This is a genomic window from Anoxybacillus andreesenii, assembly GCF_030813005.1.
Lineage (GTDB): Bacteria > Bacillota > Bacilli > Bacillales > Cytobacillaceae > Robertmurraya > Robertmurraya andreesenii.
On record NZ_JAUSTU010000002.1, the window covers coordinates 92989 to 116214 of the forward strand.

General features: G+C 41.8%; 12 protein-coding genes. 1 reads left to right on the forward strand and 11 read right to left on the reverse strand.

The window, feature by feature from the left end; all coding sequences use genetic code 11:
- Positions 1–137: 137 nt before the first annotated feature.
- The 6 genes from J2S07_RS02520 to J2S07_RS02545 form a co-directional block, all read right to left on the reverse strand.
- A complete protein-coding gene (locus tag J2S07_RS02520; protein ID WP_307149040.1) occupies positions 138–1469 on the reverse strand; it encodes a D-arabinono-1,4-lactone oxidase in 1332 nt (443 codons plus the stop codon).
- Entirely contained in the window at positions 1469–2635 is a 1167-nt protein-coding gene (locus tag J2S07_RS02525) for an amino acid deaminase/aldolase (RefSeq protein WP_307148826.1), read from the reverse strand. The genes J2S07_RS02520 and J2S07_RS02525 overlap by 1 nt, the downstream gene beginning before the upstream one ends.
- A gap of 522 nt (positions 2636–3157) precedes the next feature.
- A complete protein-coding gene (locus J2S07_RS02530; RefSeq protein ID WP_307148827.1) occupies positions 3158–5026 on the reverse strand; it encodes an FAD-dependent oxidoreductase in 1869 nt (622 codons plus the stop codon).
- A 195-nt stretch (positions 5027–5221) separates the two neighbouring features.
- Positions 5222–7069 carry an FAD-dependent oxidoreductase gene (locus J2S07_RS02535; protein WP_307148828.1) on the reverse strand — a complete coding sequence of 616 codons (1848 nt, stop codon included), beginning with the start codon at positions 7067–7069 and terminating at the stop codon, positions 5222–5224.
- 199 nt (positions 7070–7268) lie between these two features.
- On the reverse strand, positions 7269–9350 hold the full coding sequence (locus J2S07_RS02540; RefSeq protein WP_307148829.1) for an S-layer homology domain-containing protein: 2082 nt from the start codon (positions 9348–9350) through the stop codon (positions 7269–7271).
- Between the two features lie 204 nt (positions 9351–9554).
- Positions 9555–11549: an S-layer homology domain-containing protein gene (locus tag J2S07_RS02545; protein WP_307148830.1), complete on the reverse strand. Its 1995-nt coding sequence runs from the start codon at positions 11547–11549 to the stop codon at positions 9555–9557.
- Positions 11550–11761: 212 nt separating this feature from the next.
- Between J2S07_RS02545 and J2S07_RS02550 the strand changes: the two genes are divergently transcribed.
- Positions 11762–12667 (forward strand): polysaccharide deacetylase family protein, encoded by a 906-nt coding sequence (locus J2S07_RS02550; RefSeq protein WP_307148831.1) that lies wholly within the window; start codon positions 11762–11764, stop codon positions 12665–12667.
- A gap of 135 nt (positions 12668–12802) precedes the next feature.
- Here the strand turns inward: J2S07_RS02550 and J2S07_RS02555 are convergent, their stop codons facing one another.
- The 5 genes from J2S07_RS02555 to J2S07_RS02575 form a co-directional block, all read right to left on the reverse strand.
- Positions 12803–15112: a M14 family zinc carboxypeptidase gene (locus tag J2S07_RS02555; RefSeq protein WP_307148832.1), complete on the reverse strand. Its 2310-nt coding sequence runs from the start codon at positions 15110–15112 to the stop codon at positions 12803–12805.
- Between the two features lie 299 nt (positions 15113–15411).
- The gene (locus J2S07_RS02560) at positions 15412–16473 is read right to left on the reverse strand and encodes an S-layer homology domain-containing protein (RefSeq protein WP_307148833.1); all 1062 of its coding nucleotides are present in this window, start codon (positions 16471–16473) and stop codon (positions 15412–15414) included.
- Positions 16474–16599: 126 nt separating this feature from the next.
- On the reverse strand, positions 16600–17718 hold the full coding sequence (locus tag J2S07_RS02565) for a polysaccharide deacetylase family protein (RefSeq protein ID WP_307148834.1): 1119 nt from the start codon (positions 17716–17718) through the stop codon (positions 16600–16602).
- A 176-nt stretch (positions 17719–17894) separates the two neighbouring features.
- On the reverse strand, positions 17895–21419 hold the full coding sequence (locus J2S07_RS02570) for a S8 family serine peptidase (protein ID WP_307148835.1): 3525 nt from the start codon (positions 21417–21419) through the stop codon (positions 17895–17897).
- Between the two features lie 346 nt (positions 21420–21765).
- Positions 21766–23124: a protease complex subunit PrcB family protein gene (locus tag J2S07_RS02575; protein WP_307148836.1), complete on the reverse strand. Its 1359-nt coding sequence runs from the start codon at positions 23122–23124 to the stop codon at positions 21766–21768.
- Positions 23125–23226: the final 102 nt, after the last annotated feature.

A 23226-nucleotide genomic window follows, 5' to 3' on the forward strand; every position in this document is an offset into this window, starting at 1 on the left:
CAAGAAACCCCTATCCCTTTGCTGAATCTACACGCGGCCAGTAAAGTTTGGCCCTACTTTCCAAAAGCAGGGCCAAGCGAGTATAGATATGGAACACTGATGCAGTTGAAAACTCAGACTCAGACTCATATCCAAATTCAACTCCCAGTTCGCTCCTCCGCCTTATCCCACACAAACAGCTCCCGCAGGTATTCATTCAAAAACATCCCGTCCGGATCTAGCTCCTGCCGCACGTTCAGAAAATCAGCAAACCTTGGATAAAGACTAAGTAGCTCAGGATGCTCACGCTTATGCATTTTTCCCCAATGCGGTCGGCCCCCATGCTTCTGCATAATGGCCTCCATATCACGGAAATATCTCTCATAGGGCATGCCCTTGTACATATGGAAGGCGATATAGGCAGAATCCCTTTGATAGGACGGACTTAGCCAAATATCATCAGCTTTGACAGTGCGGCACTCAATTGGGAAGTGCACCTCATATTGATTGGTCTCGATATGCTCTCGAACCTCTTGAATCGCTTCCTTCATGTTCTCAAGAGGGATGCAGTACTCGATTTCATTAAATTTCACTTTTCTCGGTGTGGCAAAAAGCTGGTAGCTGTGAGCAGCAATTGAAGTGGTCCCAATCGCCTTTGCAGAAAGACGGCTGACAAATCGGGTAGTCCTTGGGAACCATCTACACAATTCTGATAGAAGGAAAAAAAGATAGTTTTCAAGCACGAGACTTTCTAAATGGTGGAAGGTCAAACGCTGTGGTTGTCGATTCGTGATATTCATCGTTTTGATTTGAACGAGATCGGAAAAAGGAAACAGGTAAAATTCAAAATGGCGATTAGAATCTATGAGATAGTCGAGCTTCTCTATGAGTTCAGAAAAACGAACCTTATCGCTTCTGTATTCATAGACAGGACTCTTAATCATTCGCAGCTTCACTTTTACAATAATTCCAAGACTGCCAAGTGAAACAAGACTGGCCTTAAAATACTTGTCATTCATCGTTTCCGAGATCGTCATGACTTCACCAGAAGCGGTGACAATCGTTATTTCGAGTACCTGTGACGAAACATTTCCAAATCCTATTCCGTTCCCATGCGTTCCCGTCGAAATCGCTCCAGCAATACTCTGAACATTAATATCCCCAAGGTTTTCCTGAGCAAACCCTCGCCTCCCAAGCTCTTCGCCGATTTGAAAAAGCCTCGTACCACCAAGCACCGTAACTGTCATTTTCCCTTCATCAAGCTCTTCAATTCCACTTAATAGATCTAGAGAAACCAGCCATACATCCGTCTGGACCAGTCTAGTAAAAGAGTGCCCAGCTCCGACAACACGAATCTTTTTCCTTTGCTGCTTCGCCTCCCTCACCAGCGTACACACCTCGTCAATCGTAGCTGGGTAGAGAATTTTTTCAGGATGGCTTTCAACTGATTGAGACCAATTTTTCCATGTCTGACCTTGAACCGTTTTTATCATAAAAAGCAAGCTCCCTCCCCGCGATACGTTGGATAACGATCGACGATTTCTCCATTGGAAATGCATATTATCTCATTGAAACGTTCACAAACCTCTCCCGCTTTAGCTGCGCGAAAAATAATAGGATCTCCAATCTCAAGTGTTTCTTTTTCAAAGAAGACTGGCGTTTGCACCTCGCCTGCACCTTCTAAGGAGAGGAGCTTACCTCCAGGTGGAAACACTGGCTTTGGTTCTTTGTCCTTCCCAATTGCACCGGAAGCAATGTAGCCACCGCCAAGGCATGTGTAAATGTTCGGGGCAGGCCTTCTTACAACTGGCAAGGCGAAAAATAGTGACGGCTTATAGCAGAAGTCCTTGTAGTAATCAAATAACAGTGGGGAGTAAAATCCCGAGCCCACCGTAACCTCCGTTATGTAATCCTCCGTTGTCGTTGTATGTAGACTGCCCGTACCACCGCCGTTAACAAGTGAAAGTGCAAACCCTTTTTTGCGTAGCATTTCAATGATTTTCCCTCTTCGTGATTGAATTTCTGTGATGGATTTTCCTTTTAGATACGTTATGAGTTTGTTTTTCATTTGCTGTGAAGGAACCCGGTCGCCCACACCTGCAATTTGCGCTTCATAGCCCATCACCCCAAGCAATTCGATCCTCTGTGCCTGCTGAATCCGCTCGGCTAGCTCTAAGGCACTATGCTCCGTTTTTATAGGCGAACGTCTCACACCGAAATGGAGTCCTGGAAAGGTGGTACTCATATCCACATCGACGCAGAGATAGAAGCTTCCCTTTGTCTCCTCAGCGATCTTCTCTAGGTAATCGATATGCTCGATACAATCAACCATAAGAACAATCCGGCTTTCGGTGAGCTGAGCAATTTTTGATAAAGCTTCCTTATCCCAGCAAGGATAGCCCATCAAAATATCATCAAATCCTTTTTCGGCTAGAAAAATCGCTTCATGTGGGCTGAAGGTCATAATCCCCTGATAGACGGAATTTGACTCAAGGATTCTTTTTAAAACAGAAACTGAACGAATTGATTTTGAGGCAATCCTTAATTTTTTTCCGTTTGCTTTTTTCGCAATCTCCCGGCAGTTTGCATCAAATGCATCCAGATCTAATAATAGTGAGGGGAGAGAAATGGCGGATAGTACCTTATTTGAAAACAACAGCTACACCTCGCTTAACTGGTTTTCTCTATTATAATAGAAATGTTATGATAATTTATAATATTTTTTAAATTTCCTGTTAAATGTAGTTTGAATGAAGGGTGTGCGGGGATTGTCAATGTTAGCCAAAAAAACATTTAAGAGTGTTTCGCAAATAAAACTGGATTTCCGCAAATATAGTTGTTTTTTAGCAAATAAATTGAAATTTAAGCAAATATATTCTTTTTTTCGCAAATAAAATAGATTTTCCGCAAATATCGGTGTGAACGAGCCCCCGAAATGACTGGTTTGCAGATATTATTCACGTGGAATGACGGGCATTTTTTTAAATTGCTCAGATCTCGCCCACAACATCACCGAACATTGCTGGTACCAGATAAAAAGAAAAGCACCCTTCCAAAAAAGGATGCTCCTTCAATCAAACGTTTGATTAAACTCATAATATATGAGGATTTTCACCAACTGTCCACCCCACACGGACAAAATCGATTTTTTGTCCACCAGCGGTACCTGGTACCATTCTTATTCTTTGATGTATTCGATGACGCTTGCACAGATGGCGTACATTTCTTTGAGCTGGAGTTTGTGGTTCTCGGATTTGATATGGTCAGCTGTCTGAGGGGCAATGAGTCCATTCTCGACGATCGTTCCCCAGCTCTCACCCTCTTTGAAGAACAGCTTTGCCAAAATGGAACTTGCTTCATTTAATTCGAGAGGACCATTCTCCGTGCTGAATGCTTCGGCATGAATAGCCTCAAGCTTGTCCCCGAGTTCCTTTGCCACAACTGGATTCGCACGGTAAACTGCGCCCTTCAGCATGTTCACAAAGCTATGTCTTGTGGCCGCCTCATCTACCTTTAGTTCATTGGAATAGCCGCCGACGACTAAGCCATAGTTCATTAATGTTTGAATCGATTCGTCATACCATTCACCCTGATATGGATAGTCGGTTTCGATATGCTTTACAAATGCTCCTTGCTTCTCCAACGTGTTTCTTAGCGTTTTGATTAATTCCTTATCCTTGCTTAGCTCCCGAAACGACAAGTCTTGCTCCAAAGCAAGCGCCGCCGCAGCGCCTGCCGCTTCCCCTGTGACCATTCCCGTTGGTACAACCCGTGCACTACCCGCTGCCAAAGAAGAAAAGCCTGCCGAGCGACCAACTACCAATAATCCATCAATTCCTTTTGGAACGAGGGAACGGAATGGAATCGCATATTGCTTTGGATCGGATAAAACATAGCCATAATCCTGAGGCGTTTGTGCTTGAACATCAACTGGATAAGCCCCAAATCCGATGCTATCCCAATGGTCCTTATTCGTCCACACATCCGCCATAGGTAGCTGGTACTCCGCCCAAATATGTCTTGTTTCCCTTACATAGAGCTCTGTTGGGAAGCTGGCAATCTCTGCATTCTCAAAGCCTGGAAATTCCTTTTGTAAAAAAGCGAGAATATGCTTCGTTTCTCGTTTCCCTTTTTCAATTGCTTCCTGCTTTGAAGCTTCGTCCAGTCCATCGATGCCAAAAATCTGCAGTGCATTAATATAATATTCATCATCAATTTTCACGAGATTAAGCCCTCGAAGTCTAGTGTTCTCCTCCACAGGCTCGTAATCATAGTGAAGCTTCGAAAATCCCCAAGCAACCGAATCTGTTACTTCAGCAGCACCGAATTTCTCAGATTTCGCTGTTTCTTTGATCTTTTTCCAATCGACATTTTTCAAATGGATCATGAGCGTGACGGCCATTTTTTTATCCTTAATACCAATGTCCTCACCGCCAGTGAAGTATGGAACATTCGACATGGTCGCGAAATCAGCATCCTGAGTCGCATCAATGAAGGCCTTTCCCTTCACCTCAAACTCACCGTTTACGTTCTTCAATCGCACCGCGGTCACCTTATTTCGAGCCATCACCGACTTCACAACATCCGTTTCTGTTGCTAGTGTAAGATTCGGCTCGTCATCGACTAGCTTTTGAAAAGCAGCCTTAGCTTCCAAAATTCCAAATGCATTTCCTCCGCCAACCAGCTTATGCCACTCCCCATAAATTCCTCGGCTGACCGACTTCCCATCCTCACCCTGAGGAATATCGAGAAAGTTCAACATACCATAGGTGAAAAGTCCACCGAGCTCTGCTCGCTTCTCCACAAGGAGCGTCTTGGCACCATTCCGGGCAGCCGATACCGCAGCAGCAACCCCTTCTGGCTCTCCACCAATGACAATAACGTCATATTGCTCAGCTAAATCACTCTGCACACTTGGTTTCTCATACCCTTGTGTCAGATTCTCTACTTCCTGTTTGTCTTGCTTATTATTATAAGATTGATAGCCCCAATATCCTGCTGCGCCAATTAGTAGCAAGGCTACCACCCAAATTAACCTCTTTCCCATAATACCCTCCCTACAGATTCCGCTTTAAAAGGCTGTTTTCGTACGGATTGTTGTTTTGCAATGGTTTTAATGCCAACCATTGCGTTTTGTATTAGACATGGCCCACGGATTATGAAAGTAGCTCTTTTCTCCGTTGCTTCAATGGATAAATTGCATTAAGTCATATCTGATTCATTTTTTGAACAAAAGCAACAATCACTGAGAAAAGAGCTTTAGATAATGAATGAAGGAAGCATTGATTGCGAACATTTCCTTCAAAGTCAACTCTTGATCCTCACTTATTCGATTAGCTAAATCATCACTGATCACTTGCTGTTCTAGCAGTGTTCCCCAGCTAGTAGTTCCAGTTTCTTTATATAACAACTGGGCCAAAATACCGGCTGCCTCGTCTCTCGTAATAGGCCGGTCTTCTTTTTCTATTAGTTGATCATATAGTGTGGCAAGCTCATCTTCTGAGTAAAAATAGCCCTCCTCATCAACCCGAAGCAATATTTCCTTCACCATATTCATAAAAGCATGCGTTGTCGCTACCTCATCAACCTTCATATCATTATCATAGCGGCCAAAGATGAGTCCATAATCAATTAGGGTCTGAATCGATTCATCATACCATTCGCCTTCATATGGATAGCTTGTCTTGATATGTTTGACAAAAGCTCCTTGCTTCGTCAAGGTATCTCGCAGGGCTTCAATCAGTCCTTCATTCCTACTCAATTCCCTAAAAGTAACCTTCTCTTCGATCGCTAGTGCGGCTGCTGCACCAGCTGCCTCACCTGTTGTCATCCCAGTTGGAACCACACGAGCACTTCCTGCCGCAATCGATGAGTAGCCGGCTGCTCGACCGACAACAAGTAGTCCATCGATTTCCTTAGGAACTAACGAGCGGAACGGGATCGCATACTGCTTAGGGTCAGCGACAATATATCCGTAATCCTGAGGGGTCTGTGCCTGAATATCGACCGGATAGCCCCCATAACCAATATTGTCCCAATGATCCCTGTTTGTCCAAACATCTGACATCGGAAGCTGATATTCCGCCCAAATATGCCGTGTTTCTCTAACATAGAGCTCGCTCGGGAAGCTAGCAATCTCTGCATTTTCGAAGCCAGGAAACTCCTTTTGCAAATAGGCAAGAATATTTTCAGTCTCTCGTTTCCCTTTTTCAATCGCAGCCTTCTTGGATTCCTCATCTAGCCCATCCACGCCAAATAGTTGTAGGGCATTAATGAAGTATTCATCATTGATTTTGGCGAGATTTAACCCACGCAATCTCGTATTTTCCTCTACCGGCATGTACACATGATGCAAAGCAGAAAATCCCCATGCGACCTTATCCGTTACAACCGCACTGCCAAATTTCTCGGAGGCTGCTGTCTCCTTAATTCGCTCCCAATCGAGATTCTTCAAATGAATCATGAGTGTCACCGACATTTTCTTATGCTTAATTCCGATGTCCTCTCCCCCAACAAAATAGGGAGCACCTGCCATCACCGCAAAGTCGGCATCCTGGGTCGCATCAATGAAAGCTTTCCCTTTGACCTTGAAAGTGCCGTGTTCGTTCGTCAATTCCACTCCTGCAACGCGATTCTCTTCTAAAATGGCTTCTGAAACCGTCGTCTCTGTCATTAAAGAGAGATTCGATTCATTCTCCACCAGCTGTCTGAAAGCACTCTTTCCTTCTTCGATACCAAAGGCACTTCCTCCACCAACTAATGCATGCCACTCCTTGAAAATCCCCTGGCTCACCGATTCACCATCTTCTCCTTGAGGAATATCAAGGAAATTGAGCATTCCGTATGTAAATAACCCACCTAAATCATCCCGACGTTCCACTAGAAGCGTCTTAGCTCCATTTCGGGCTGCTGATACTGCTGCAGCTACTCCTTCGGGCTCGCCACCGATCACAATAACATCGTATTGCTTCTCTGGTACCGTCGTCTCGGTCGCTTTAGGTACGTCCTTTTTTAACACTTTTATTCCCCATAAACCTACTAATGCTATTAATAAAATGGAAGCAAATAGCAAAGTTTTTCTTTTTACCATAATACCCTCCTATTTCTCCAGTCTATTCATTCTACCATTAAATTGGATAGGGGTGAACAAAGATTTCGGGACCTAGTACCATGGTACCTGGTACTGTGATGATGAAGATCAAAAAAGGGCATCCATCAACTTTCGGATGCCCTTCTAATATTTAAGACGTTATACTTTGGGAGATTCCCACTGCTACTCTAACTATTGCTTATTCAAACCTAGACTGGTATTCCTCTCGAATAACGGTTGCATCACTTGGCTCTAGAGGCCGTTCAGTAATTTTATGCCCTGCAGCCTTCTTGATGTTCGCCACAAAAGTAACGGCTTCTGCTCTAGTTAGAGTTTCTTCACCTTTGTAGCTTTTAACCGAAACTTGATTGGAATCCTTTCCTTTTGCCAAATCATTCACGAGCAAGTACTTGATTGCATCATCACCAGAAAGATTCAAGCCTCTCGTTCCACTAATGATTTCTGCCACTTCTTTTCTAGTAATCGCTTCGCTTGCTTTCTCATGATAAGGGAAGTTCATCGTTTTCATGTAATCGACAACCCCTTTTGGATATGGCGCCTTTTCCAATTCACTGCCCACCCCATAAGAGCGTCCAAGCATGGTCATAAATTCCGCCGTCGTCACCTTATTGTTAGGAAGAAAGGTTCCACCTGGATAGCCAGTTACAATACCGTCTTCTTCTGCCTTCTCAATATCAGCGAAAGCCCAATGTGTATCCTTCACATCGGTGAATTTCCCGATCTTGTTAACCTTTGTAAAACTCCCTTTAAATTCTTTCGTTGCCAAGCGCTTGAAGTTCTTATCAAAGGCAATCACGGTTAAAGGTTGTTTCGGGTCGACTTTCTTGAAATCAATCTTCATATCCCAAGGCTGTGCATAGGATTCTGCAAGCTTTGTCTTACCCTGGTATACGGCTACATAGTAAGGTTGCTTTCCTAATGGCAGCTTCACATAAGCAAATACATTGTGAACACCTGCTACCTCTTTGATTTTCTCAACAGGAACGTATTGAGTTTTGACCGTATCATTTTTGCTATCAACGGTTAAATGATCGAGGAAGTAGGAGCTGCTGATAATGGTTTGATATTTCTTATCTACCACTGGACTTGCAGCTAAATCATAGTTATTGTTTTGGTTATCATAGCTGGTTGTTTGCTTATCAAGGTTAAAATAAGTGATCGCCTTGATTTGCGGATATATTCTTGGCATGAAGCCATACATATTACCGATTTGACCAGAAGCCCATGCAGAATAATCCTTCCTTTGTTCATAGCTATAATGAGAGACAGCACCTTCTGACACCATCATCGGTTTATGACTATATTTTTCATAAATTGGCTTCAAGTAGTCCATTGGATTCCCACCTGGAACCTCTTTACCATGTGAAAAAGGAATTGTGTATAAAGATAGACCCACCCAATCAACATAATTATCGCCTGGATAATATGGGTCAATATTATGACGTGGAAGGAAGTTCGGTGACCAAACCATCGCCACATTTGGCGCTTCCTCCTTCATAATCTTATAAACCAAACGAAACTTCTCAATATATTTCTTTGGGTCCCCACTCCATGGTACCCATTCGCCATTCATTTCTCCTGCAAAACGGAGGAATACTGGAACTCCTGATTCCTTTGCTTCGCGTGCAAATTGGCGAATATATTCCCCGTCCTTTACCTCATTCAGGCCATTCATAGGTTCAAATCCAATTTGGATGGCTGACCCGTTTTGCTTTGCCTTTTTGGCAAAAGTCATTGGGAAATATGTGTTTGTATCTGGGTATTTTTTACCCCAAGTAGTATAGGTTAAGTACATCGCATGATTTTTTCCATAAATATCTTTGACCGGATCTGGATTCGCATTCTCCCTTTTTCCTGCCAAAAACAATCCAAGGTATGTACCACTGGTAGGCTCAAATTTGGCAAGCTTTTGATTTAATGGGAGTGGCTTTTCAACATAAAGCCCTACTTCTGTACGAATATGATCGGCACGAATCGAATTTTGAATACCCCAATCAGCATGTCCAGCCTTCGCCCAGTACATCGCGTTATCATCATAGTATTTGGCAGCAATGTCATACTGACCCTTTTGATCATAATGCTCGGCTAGCTTTTTGCTATAAATCGCAGCATTATTCCAGCTTTTTCTTGCGATTGAGCTCTTTAAGGAGCTTTCCCATGATTTGACCTCAGAAGCAGTAGCAGCACTCACTTCACTCGGCATGTGGAAAAGTGGTACCAAAAGAAAAACAGCAGCAAGCAAACTTAATATTTTTTTCATTTTCTCCTCCATTTATTACAATAGTTACTCATACTCTATTATTCCAATTAATCCCAGTGAAGTCAACCGTAGATTACAGGGAATTTCCTCCAAATGACAAGAGCACCGTTTTCATGAACAGTGCTCTTGTTATTTGGATATTTTTTATACAGAAGGTGGATGGTCTAGTCCTGTTCATTCCGTATCATAAATCTGCTATTTTCCCTATTTATTCTCTACCCGATCCAGCATCGTCGCAAATTCCGCGCGAGAGATTTGGCGATCTGGTTTAAAGGTGCCGTCCTCATAACCGTCTGTTATCTTATTAGCGATGAGAGTATTAATAGTGTCATAGGCCCAATGCTTTGTGCTGACATCGGAGAATTTCGCTGTCGTTGTGCCTGTAAGCTGATAAGCTCTTTTCAAAATAGTAGCCATTTCCGCACGCATCAGCTTGCCATCTGGACTGAAGCTTCCTGCTTCTCTCCCGGTAAGAATTCCCTTTTCGGCAACTGCCGCAATTTCATTGTAGGCATAGTGGGTGCTCTTTACGTCCTTGAAGCTTGGATTGGTCGTCTTCTTCAAATCTAATGCTCTTGCGATAATCGTAGCGGCTTCCGCACGAGTGATCGTGTTATTTGGTTTAAAGGTACCATCTGGATAGCCTTTAATTAACCCACGTGTATTAAGGTATTGAATACTTGGGTAAGCCCAGAAGCTACTTTTTACATCCTTATAAATAGAGTCATCTACTAGGATACTCACTTCTACTTTCGCACCCTCATATTCAACAATTACTTTTCCTGCTCCACCATTAGTCGCTGTAAACTTTGTACCTGCCATGGTTCCGATATTCCCCTGAACCGTGTATTTCAGTTTGGCAGGATCGACAGTAACTGGATTCATATATTCATCAAAAATTTGAGAGACTGTGATATCCATAGATTTTCCTTTTTGAATGCTGCTTGCTACCTTGTTCAGCTTGATTGTTTTTGCTTGACCAGGCGGTGCAGTATTCACAACCTGCAGAATGGCGGAAACTCTTCGTTCACTTCCCCCGGAAGGCTTGTTTGCCAATGCAGGTAAGATCGTAAATGGCTGGCGAACGGCCATCGTTGTTGAACCGCCACCATCAAGATTAATCGCTGCTGAAGCCCCTTTAGAGATTAGAAAAGATGCTAGGTCTTTTAGATTTGTTCCGTTGCTATAGCCACTTTGTCTACCGTCCACCGTCACAAGAAATACGCGTGTTCCTGTTGAATCGACTGCAACGGCCGTACGATCACTGCGTGTGGTTACAAAGGAAGAACTCGTCGGCATGGAAATATTGACCTTGCCGTCTTTTACAAGTAAAGGTCCTGCTGCAAGAATAAACTCAGCATCCTTCCATTTATCATCAATTGATAGATTTACTTCTATTGGAGTGTCCGCCGGCAAAGTGCTAAGCTTTGTAGCAAGCTCCTTGTTCTGAACGGAAACAACAAAGCCATCAGCTGGAATTGCTGAATTTCCAGGCTGCCCATATTGAGTAATACTAGAAACGGTTCCTGTAATCGTATCCCCGAAATAGACTTCTTTTGTACTCTTAGAAGCATTTGTGACAACAATATCAATTCCCCACGGATTTGTCCCCGTCGTTTTCTTTACAGAGGTGTAGAGAACGTTTTTGTTAGCGGTTCTTTCACTATTAATCAGGTCGATCGGATATGTCTGGCCATCTACGGTAAAAGATAGCTTCGTAGTGTAATAGTCTGCTATAGCCTTACCAGAACTAGAGATGCCAAAGGCAACAGGTTTCTGGGTCGGGCTATCAAACTTTTCTCCTAGAATCCCATAGTTAATAATCTGATTATTTTTTGCCAAAAGATTGGCTGGTCCTGTACTTAGGAAAAAGGAAGCATTCACCGCACCAATCACTCGGTGACCCTCATAGCTATTCGCTTTCGCTGTACTAGTTGTTGTTTTGAGAGAATTAAGTGGATTGGGTAAGCCGATTTCCAAGTTTGTATATGTATTTTTGAGGTTAATATCAAGGATATTGACCGCTTCTTTAACGTTTCCAGTTTGATAGTTTTCCATTATATGAGTGACATCAGGCGCCACTACTGTCTTTTTTTCTTGGACTTTCTTGTCAAATACGGCCGCTTTTGTCGTTGGTAAATTGATAGATAACTGTAAAAGCAGCAGGCAGACGACAAGGATCCCCATTTTTCTCTGCAATTCTCCTCACTCCTGTTAGCAAAATATGGTGTCTACTAGAAAATATACCATATATTTATCTATTAAAGTGCAATTCCCAGAAAGATAGTATTGATTTCCTACAAAAAATGACAGTATTCTATTGGTAGATAAGAATTAGTTCATTTGTATTGACTTATACTAGTAGGTTGACGAACCCCTACTAGATGACTATTTTGAGAGGATATGAACCTATGAAGTTAAAGTATTTTCTACTAGGTTTTGTTGTATTCTTGGTAGCTATTTTTACAATCAATGCTCATGGGAAAGCAGCAGAGATAGAAAGGGGCCAAGAGAATAATATGGTTAATATAGCGGCCGCATCCAAATTTGCCGGCAATAATGTAAGAATACCTATTCTGATGTACCATCATCTCCTGCCGAAGGGAGCCTCAGCAGCTGAAATTTCTCCAGAACGTTTTCGTGAGCATATGATGGCGATTAAGAAAAAGGGGTATACAACAATTACGGACAAAGAGCTATTAGATTTCCTTGAAGGAAAAGGGAAACTCCCGAATAAGCCTATTTTGATTACATTAGATGATGGATATAGAAGTAACTATCTCCATGCTTACCCTGTGCTAAAGGAGCTCGGAATGAAGGCGACGGTCTATTTAATTACGAGCAGAGTTGTTGAAGGTAAGAATAAATATCCTAATGAAATCCCGAAGTTTTCATGGGATGAGGCGAAGAAATCCCTTGATGTTTTTTCCTTTCAGGGGCACACCTACGATTTTCACTATAAGGGAAAAAATAGTCGGAAGCAGCTGAAGGGTATGATAACAGGGAGGATGATGCTTCCGAACGGTCGACTAGAATCTCAAATTCAATACCAAACGAGAGTATTACGTGATTTGTCTATGTCCAAAAAAATCATCGAGGATAAACTCGGAACTGAAGTCATTACCCTGGCATATCCTTTCGGCGAATACTCAGAGGATACAATCCGATTGGCGAAGAAAGCAGGATATAAGCTTGGGCTCACCGTTAAACCAGGAGTGGTCGGAAAGGGTGACAATTTATTCACGCTCAACCGCATTACGGCAAACGGGAATCTCACCGGGCAGGAATTGCTTAAGAAAATTGAAAAATATGAGTAGATTACGTGAATCAAACGATTGATTGAGAGGGTGCTTCTTTTGGAGGCACTTTTTTGATCAATCCCCCTTTTCCCCATAACGTCATACAAAAAAGCTAGCCAAAGAAAACTTCAGCTAGCTTTTAAGAATCATATTCTACTCGTTTGTTTCAGTAGTAGAAACTAGTTCGTCACTTTCCGTATCTTCTCCGGTTCCTGCTGAATCCAGCACCGGCTCCTCTGGTAGTGGGGCTGTGGTTTCGTCTTCCACTATCTCATCTGCTGCAAGTAGACCTTTTTCCTGAAGAATCATGACCCTCGCAAGAAGAGCTGCAAATTCAGAGCGTTTGATTGGAGCGTCCGCTCTAAATGTCCCGTCTGGATAACCAGTTGTTAGCTTGTAAGAGCCTAGAATTCCGATAACATCATAAGCCCAATGACTACGAGTGACATCTGGATAAGTCGTTTCTCCCTGGCTTGTAAGTTTATAAGCAGTAACCAAGATTTTCGCCATTTCGGCACGTGTTAGTGTTTGATTTGGATTGAAAAATCCTTTTTCATCCCCTGTCATAATACCATTAGCTGAAATGGTAGCAATATAGCTAAAGAAATCATGATTCTCTCCAACATCCGGGAAGTTAGAATTCAGATTATAATCAAGGTCGATTTTCAAGGCACGAACTAGAAATGCCGCAGCTTCAGCTCGAGAAATATTCTTTTCGACACCAAAGCTACCGTCCGGTAATCCATTTGTTACCTTTCGATCCTTTAAGTATCCGATGTCCTCCTTAGCCCAATGGTTAATGGTATCCGTAAAGCTACTCGTATAAGCGACCGTTGCCGTTGCAGCCTCGCTCATATTCCCCGCTAAGTCGGTAGCTGTAATGGATAAAAGGGTAGCAGCCTGTTGGGCAGGGATTTTTATTTCAAACCTTCCATTTGCTGCTGTCCTACCCTGTCCGAGTAGCTTGCCATCCTTTTTCACTTCAATTAATGCATTGACTTCACTACTTCCAGTAACGGTTAATGATATGTCAGATACTGGATCGATTACTGGCTGAGCTGGTGCCATTTCATCCACCTCTTGAGCTGGCGAAGTAATCAGTGCTGTGGTCGTTTCTGCATCCCAGCCAACCTCCGCCCCAAAGGCTTCCGAAACTGCGCGCAACGGAATCATTGTGTGGTTATTCACCATCTGAGGTGCAACCTCAAGATTAGTAGAAGTTCCGTTAACCTTCATTGTTTTGGAGCCAATCACTAGCTCAATAATCGTAGTACCTTTTCTTGCAGTGATGGTCTTTGTCGATTGCTCCCACTCAACCACAGCGCCGAAATGCTCGAATACGCCACGCAATGGAACAACGGTTTTTCCGTCAATGAGCAATGCAGATTGTTCAAATTTAACAAGTTCACCATCAATCTTTACGTTCACTTCCTGATACTTCGGTTTTCCACCTCTTGCTAGGTATAGCTTGTAGCCCTCGCTAGCAACATATAATCCTACGAATCTATTTTGACTCCAGATTCGACTGAATTCTGAAAGAGGAACATGGGTGTTACCGGCATACCGACCTAGTTCAGGGGTAAAGCCCGGACGTTTGTATGTTGACGTGAACCAGTCGTTATAGCCCCCGCCTGATGGATTTGTCCCAGGATAGACAAGGCTATAGCCTGTGTATTGGCCAATTCTTTTGGCATAGGCATGATCACGATTGTAAAGCTGTCCTGTTTGCTTAAATTTCCAATAAAGAATTTCGCCGCTAGCATGGTAAGACAGTGCCATTTCTGGGTCGACTTCCTTTGTGAACTTAACCATCGTTTTCGTTTCAGCTGCCTGTTCTGGATAGAATCCTTTGTGGTGACTCCAGCTTGGCGACGGCCGGTTACTCTTAATGGTTGCCCAACCAGCATGATATTGTCGATTCAGATCGACCCCTTTGGCATTCGCTTTCCACTTCTTAAAATCGTGGCTGTATTCGTTCATTCTTAATAATGAGCTATGATCTGTAACTGGAAATTTACTAAGCCCAAATTGTTGAAGGGTGACCCCGTCCGGATTAACCATTGGAACAAACCACATGGTTGTATCATCAAGAACGTTTCTGACATTAAAGCCACCAAATGTTTGATTATTCTCATACATTTTGGCATACTGCTCAAGCATGTACATATTTAGGGTAGTAGAAATCCATTCCCTTGCATGATGTGAGCCATTAACGAGTACCCTGGCATTTCCTGTTCCAAGAGATATAGCATAAATAGGCCGATGATATTCGCTACTGCCAATGATTTTGTAATGAATTAGATCTGGATACTGCTGACCTAGTGCCTTAATATCTTGTACCATCTGGTCATACGTGTACGTCTTATTTGGATTGACAATATCTGCTGCATGACTCAAGGCTGGTTTCCACATAAAGAACAAGATAGTAATAGCAAAAGATACTAATAGCTTATGCTGCCTCACCTTTCTCCCCCTTTTTAGAAAATATATATTATTATACCTATTAATATAGTAAAATGTAATACTTGTAATAGTTGAGATACCTGTGAAAAAGTAGGTAAATTATGGGGAGAGTGGCGTTTCGCAAATATATAGAAATTAACGCAAATAAAAATGATTTTTCGCAAATAAATTGATATTTCCGCAAATAAACCTAATTTATCGCAAATATATCAGAAATACCGCAAATATCCCCAGTGGCGACCCAATATTTCAAATGAAAAAAGAGAGCAATCCATCCAGATCGCTCTCTCAGTCTAGTATTATAGCTCGTCTTCACTAAAATATGGGTAGTAGTTGTAGATTTTCCAAGCCCCTGTCACAGAATCTTTCTTAAGTTGATAGGCACCATCCATATCTTCTGTGAAATCCATGTTCATGTCTTTGCTTGTATATTTTACAGTAACCTTCATACCTGTTACCTCAATGGTAGCAAAGCGGTTAGACTTCTCTAGTACTTTTAGTGCTAATTTTTCATCGTCAATGGTGATCGTGTATTCTTCTCCCTCTTCAACAGGAAACTCTACTCCACCAAATTCTGTTCCAAGCACACGGTAGTAACCTGTACCATTTTCCTCATAAAGCTTTACTAATCCTTCAGAATTGTTTGCTTCAGACATTTTATTTTCTTTTAAAATATGGTTCTTCAAAAATGTTACAATCTCTTCATCTGCTGCAACATTAGATTGCTCTTTTTGCAAAGCTCTATGAATGATTACCATCGCTTGAGCCCTTGTTGCATTGGCTTTTGGACTGAATTTACTTCCGCCAGTACCATTTACAAGCTCCGCAGCTGAAGCTTTTTTAATATAGTCTTTAGCCCAATTATCCGTTACATCGGTAAATGTCTTTGATCCTGACTCCGGAAATACAATCGTATTTTTGAACGCCTCGACAATAATCTTTGTCATTTCTTGGCGGTTGATCTTATCATTTGGTGCAAACTTAGTAGCTGATTTTCCATTAACGACGCCTAAGCTGCTTGCAATCTGAACTGGTCCGTAGAACCAGTCCCCTTTCTTCACATCTGTAAAAGTCTGGCTGTTTCCGCTTTCCTTTAAATCTAGTGCTGTCACGATCAACTTAACAAATTCTGCTCTAGTAATATTGTTTTCAGGCTTCACATACATATTGTTGTCGTTATCCATGAATCCATCAACAATATCCGCATTGATTAAGTCATCCATTTCATCATATGCCCAGTGGTCCTCAATACCCTCATCCATAGGAACATAGTTATCATATGTTTTTGGTGTAGCCGCATAGGCAGATTGAAATGGAATTAAAGCAAATAATGAAACTAGAAAAAGTTTGATTGCTTTCAAGTTCGTTCTCCTCTCAATTTATAAAAGTATTATTACAAAAAAATCATATATGATTTACCATATCACGTCTATGGTAATTGTTGATAGATAGCTTTAGTACTATTTTACAAGGCTAGTCCCTTCATCTTATAGCCTCGTATCTCCCCAAAAATTAACAACCTCATGCTTTCCTGGATCATAGCTAACTGGTTCATATCCTTGCTTTCGGACATAATCAATAATTTCTCCTAAAACACTAGCTGACGCTTTTGAATCATGAAGCAGGATAACGATAGGCTTGTTCTTACCCTTTAGCCCTTGCATTCCGCTTTTTACCTTATCTACAATCTTCCACGGCGTCTTTCCATACCGCCAATCCTCTGTATCAATCGTCCAGTCCCACATTTTGAACTTATTCTTCACCATATCGTCCCTGTATGGCTGCTTCATATAGGGCTTACTCCCGTAAGGTACTCTCGTAAGATGCGAGTCAAATCCGGAAATCGTTTGTAGTGTTTTTCGCGTCTTATCCATTTCTGAGGCGACATTTTTCGGATTGGCATAAATCTTATTTTTATCATGGGTTACGCTATGAAGAGCAGGATAGTTCTCTTCCTTGACCATCCTCTTAACCACCTCAGGATAGTGCTTTATATTGCCCTCAATCATAAAAAAGGTAGCGTGGGTATCCTTCTTTTTCAAAATATCAAGGATTTGTGATGTGTAGGCATTCGGCCCGTCATCAAAGGTCAAATACACAATATTCTTCGGCCGAATGTTAAAGTACTTGTCCAATTCCTTTCGGTGCTTTGTTATAAAGTCAGCATCCGTATACTTGTGATTCTTATCAAAAACTCTGACAACCTGATCCTTCGCCAAATATTTCACATTAAACCCGAAATACTCACCAACCAAACGAACGGGTATGTATGGAGTTCCGTTCAGCACTTTCAATGTATCAAGATACTCTAGCTCATTCATTGAGATGCTTTTGTCAACCATTGAAAAAGTAATTCGCTTTTCATTTATAGTAGCTGTATAGATCTTGTTTTGTGGATCATAGGTAGTTTTTGCCTTTATTCCATTAAGAAGTGGTTCCATTGGGGAATAGGCTGTTCCATCGATAATGAGTGGTTTTTGTTCATTAAAACCTATTAAACTATCATTCACACCAATGGTAATCTTAATCTCTCCCGCAAGAGCTGGGTTATCCCCAAGAAAAAACAAACAAATCATAAAAAACAAAATCCACCCAACTTTTTTCATACGATGCTCCCCCTTTATCTCTCGTTACTCTATTATATTGGACGTATAATTTTTTAGAATAGTTGCCGAAAAAAAAAGCTGCCGTAATGGCAACTCATATTGCTCTTTTCTTGAAGAAGCTCCGCTCCAACCATGAAAAAATGCCTACCCTAAATACTAGGATAGGCGTTCTCTGATTATTGAATTTTCAACGTATACGGATCTGTGCTGGCATTTCCATAGACATCTTCTACCTTAAAGTAGTAGACGCCCTTCTTAAGACTAACTTCACGAATTTCGTGATCACCCTTTCCATAGGAATCAAGTACAGCAACTTGAGTTCCGTTGGAGGAATAGATAGTTACCTTGCCATCGATATCAGAAGGAACCTCTAATGTTACTTTTGCTGTTTTTGCTTTGGAAAGGTAGATTTTATAGTAGTCTGTGTCACCTTTACCAGATAGTAGATTTAAGTAGCCTTTTGCTTTCCACTCATTTTTCAGAATAACGGGCTTTGAAGGAACATTGTTTTTCACAGTAGAGCCTTGGTCTTCGTCCTTCAAGTTCGTTTCATCAATTTTGAACACATACGGAATCAGTGAAGAATTGATGCCATTATAATCGAAGGTGACGATAAAATAGCCGGCATCCTTTTTCGTTTTAAGACTGCCTCTTTCTTCCTGACCAAAAATGCCATAATCAATGAAAATTTGCTTCCCTTGCTCTTCATCTTCAAGCTTTCCATTTCCATTCGTATCCTCAATTAACACGATAACCGGATCAATTTCGGACTTTAGAACGCTCGGAACATTTTTATACAAGTTTGGCAATGTTCCTGGAGTGAGCTTGATAGAATACACAGAAGCCTTGCCAGGTTTGAAATAGTACATATCCATATCACTTACACCTGCGAAGTTGCCATAGACCGGTAATGTAGTTACCTTTGTAGCCTTCTCGTAGGTATCATTGCTTTCATTGGCATCTGCTGTATCTTTCACCTTTGTCTTGATGGTGAAGCCATACTCTTCATAGCCAGGACGATACATGATGTCATTGGCACGGAAGTAATAGGTCTCTCCCTTATGAAGTCCGATCATAAAGGATGTAGCAGCAGTGAACCCATCCATGGAGTATCGTTCATTCGAATATAGATATTCAAAATCCTTCAGTTCTTTATTGTAGCGTAGAACAGACATGCCAATCGGATAGCTATCATCGATTTTCACCTCAAAGGTAGAGCTGTGGCTTGGGGTAAAAGCATACCAATCCTCGTCGCCGTAGGATTGAATATAGCCGTTCTTGGTCTCATTTTCATTGATTGCAATCGCCGCATCCATAATTTCTTCATTATCGTTATTGAACGTCACGAATTCGTCGGTAAAAATAACGTCCTGCAGTGCTTTTTTATCTGCTTGATATTTTTCAATATTGCCTTCTGCAAGGGATTCCTCTGGTCTGTCAAATAGACCTAATGGGAGTCCATCCTCATCATTCGGAAGTACTTTCGATTCAATCGATAACTGATAAGGATCCATTGATGAATAGCTGCGCTCATAGTCAATATTCACTCCACCAAACATCAACATGTACTCGTCAATATAAGGTTTGTTTGTTACTTCAATGATATATTCTTGACCGGCAATACCATTAAAGATTAACTCTTCGCCTTTGCCGTAGCCCCCAAAGGAAGAACGCTCCATCTCATAGGACATTTCCTCTCCATTCTCTCTCTGAACATAATGAACGACAATGGTTGAATCAATACCAGCTACTGCTGATAGATTTATTTTGACGGTTTGCATTCCATCCTGTTCGCTACCTGGAAGCTTGAAACGGAAGAAATCGGAATCTCCTGGAACACCTTTGAATTCTTCTTTATCGTTTTCCTCTTCGTCCTCTTTCGTGCCCTCATTCTCTTTTTCTTCTATAATGGTCTCTTCCTTCTCAGTAGCTTCATCCGTGGACTCATTCTCCTCTAATGGTACGAGTTCATCCTTAAAATAATGATTACCCGATTGATATGGAAGGGACGAGACTTGTACTGGCTGCTCCATTGAATTTTCATCGTCTACGAATTCTAGACTCTTCTGCAAAGAGAGCTTGTACGTATATTGACCGTTCTTATCATATTTTCCAAAGCTATCCTTTACAGCAATAACCAAAGTTCCATCTGCAGGTGCTTGGAAAAGGGTACCTTCGTTAAAGCCTGCTCCTACATCATTGATGTCAACTGATTTTGTTTTCTTCCCTTGTTCGAAAAATAACAGTTCGAGCTTCATATCATACTTAGCTAATCCTGCAAGGGAAATCTGGACATATTCGTCCTTCTTAACGTCCAGCTTATAGTAGTCTGTCTGGTCGAGCTTTTGAATTTTCCCGTCTACATCTTTGCTCTCAAAGCTACCAAGTGATTTCGCTTTGGCTAAAATATCCTTTTCCTTTACTGTTGGATCGGCAGGAATTTTCTTCGGATCAAAGGATAAAAGCTTTACCGGGTCCACCATGCCATAGCCATACTTAAGATCATACCCTTTTTCACCCATATCCTTTGCCGTTTCGGTCAGCATATAATTCACTTGATAAGGTGTTAGATTCGGATATTTTGAGAGTAATAGAGCTGCAGCTCCAGCTACGACAGGAGAAGCCATGGATGTACCACTCATTTTGACAAAGGAAGAACCTTTATCCACATCAAATACCGGTGCATATACATCCTGTCCTGGTGCTACAACATCAACAGATGGGCCAAAGGTCGAGAAGAAAGCCAATTGATTCTTCTCATCTGTTGCCCCAACGCTAATCACTCCATCAAAGGAGGCAGGATAATTCAGTACACTTGCACCATCATTTCCAGCCGCAGCTACCACGATGATCCCACTATCAACTGCTTTTTTGACGGCATCCTTTAGGATTGGAGAAGGAAAATAGAATCCGAGACTCATATTGATGACTTTCACCTTCTGATTAATTGCCTCAAGAATCCCTTCCGCCACTATGTAATCTGTAATGAAGAAGGAACGGTTAGAAACATCAATCGAGACGATGTCTGCATTCGGAGCGACCCCATAGCCCCCGATGCCATTGTTTTTCTCACCAGCAATGATGCCAGCGACATGGGTACCGTGTGTGTCCGCGCTTCCCTTTTTCAGAGGGTCCATAATATTCACGTTTGCAACTAAGCGATTTTTTAACTCTGGGTGGTTGGCATCTAGACCGGTGTCAATTACGCCGACCTTTACTTTGTTCTTTCCAGCTAGTGTTTGAGCCTTAGCTAGATTCAAAGTGTTAAGATGATACATTGTTGAAGCTTTCGGATCGGCCGCCAGAGTCTGGCCATAGGCACTTCTAGAAATAGATGTGACATTGCCTAGCTTGGCATAGTTATTAGCTACTTCATTCAGCGTCTTTTTCCCTTGAACTTCAATGACGTCATAGCCAAGGTTGGAAATACGCTTGACTAGCTTTCCACCTGCCTTCTTATGTTCACTTGCAGAAAGCGGGCTCCGGTATTTGATGATGAGCTGATTTTCAGAAAACTGTTTTTGCTCATTTTTTTTGAGCTCACTAGCTTCAAATTGGTTAACATTTAATCTCTCTAGCTGTGGATATGTACGTTCGTTTAACCCTTTTTCCGCTGCGAACGAGGCGCTCGAAATGAATGGACTTAAGGCCAAAGTAGCTGCTAGTCCAAGCGTGACGCCTTTTCGTTTGACTGATTTCACATGTACCCCTCCTATTAATTTGGCAAAATCTGTTCCAATTTTGTTAAACGTGTATCTTAGTTCATGGTACGGTTCACAGTGGAAATCACGATTGCTGCAATGGTAAATGGAGAAGAAATTGTAATACGAGATTAGGATCCACTGTGTTTCTTTTACTATAGATTACTATAATTTGGTATACATTGTATATAAAGGAATTGTCTATTTATAGAATTTAGGGACAAGGTTGTGATCGCCTTGCCCCTTTTCCATCTTCCTCAGTAAATTTAAGAAAAAAGCACTATTTATTATCTAGGCTGTTTTCGCACGGATTGTAGTTCTGGAATATGCTTAATACCGGCCATTTTTATTTTTTGTTTTGCTTCTCTAGACTAATTTTTACTTGGTCATAATAGAGGGAAGTCATCCCTTCAAAGCCCGAATCTGTTCCAAAGAAGACCCAGAGCTCACCGTATTTGTTTGTTTTTACTAGAAGTGGCTCGGACAGACGCAGTTTCTTCAGAGCATACTGTTCTCCAGTAGCCTTTTCCTTGGCGATATGTCCTATGACAACCGCATTTTTGCCTGAGGCTGCCTGTTCCCCTTTGTCTACATTCATTCGCCAATCATTGTTTATGGGTATTACTTTCGGCTCTACAGCGCTCACTCCAGCCTTCATGTATACCGATTCTCCTGGCGCTCCGCCTACCCCAACTAATCCGGGATCGGCATTGGTGTAGAAATCTACCTCCATCTTCAGTAGATAGGTTTGATTCGGAAGTAAGCCTTCTTCTTTTCCAATTCTCTTCTTCGCATACATGAATAAATCATCACTTCGATTCATTCCACTTAGCAGTAGACCCTTTTTAAGTCTTTCCTTTATCGGGATCAGCTCATGACCAAAGCTTAGTTTGTAATCCTTTTGGCTATAATTTATTGGCAAGTCGGAGAAATCCCCTACCCAGCCATGCAGACTTTTGTTGAAATTATAATCGAGTTCAACCGTCTTTAATTGACTCTTCACTTCAAATGGTATGATCGTATGTTTTCCAGTGATTTTATGTTTAATATGGAGTAGATATGTTGCGTCTTGGAGATATTTTTCTAATGGCTTCACGTGTATCGCTTTCTTTTTGATTTTTAGCTTAATAGGGTGAGTCTTTTTTGTTTCGCCAAGCTTTTGGATGTACACTTGATCATTCTTTGAGGATTCTTTTTCTTTTAAGGAAATAGTCCATTCCTTACGGCTGTCTGTGGTGAACTGTTTATCTCTGAAATCCAGCAGCTGCTTTTGTTTATCGAATAATGGTTTATTGCTTGCTGTGTCCATGACAGATAGGGTTGTATAGGGCGGCAAATACAGTCTCCCGACGAGACACGGATACGTGACCACTTGCGGATAAACAACATTTTTTTCTGGAGTTGTTCTTTTAATAAAAATTTTCAGTTGTTCTAAGGTTTGTACTTCCTTTTCCAGCTTCAGCCCGTAGCCTGGATTCGGTTGAACACCCAAGGCGACCACATACAGAGAGCCGTATTGGTGTACCCCTTCGGTTTTTTTTGCAACCTCTACAAAAACCTTCTCGAGCTCTGTTAACGTTTCCTCGCTTACTAGTTCAAACTGTGTGGATATTGCTGGCTCTTTACTATGTTGAGCGGCCATTGCAGATGGGGTCATTGTTAGGATGAGAAAAACGGCCAAACAAGCAACTAGTAACTTTTTCAACTTCGCTTCCCTCCTTTTCTCTCTTTTAGACGAGGGAGAGAGGGAATGGGTTACAGATTTATCCAAAATTTTGTAAGTAATCTGGGTTGGTCGAGTGAGGGG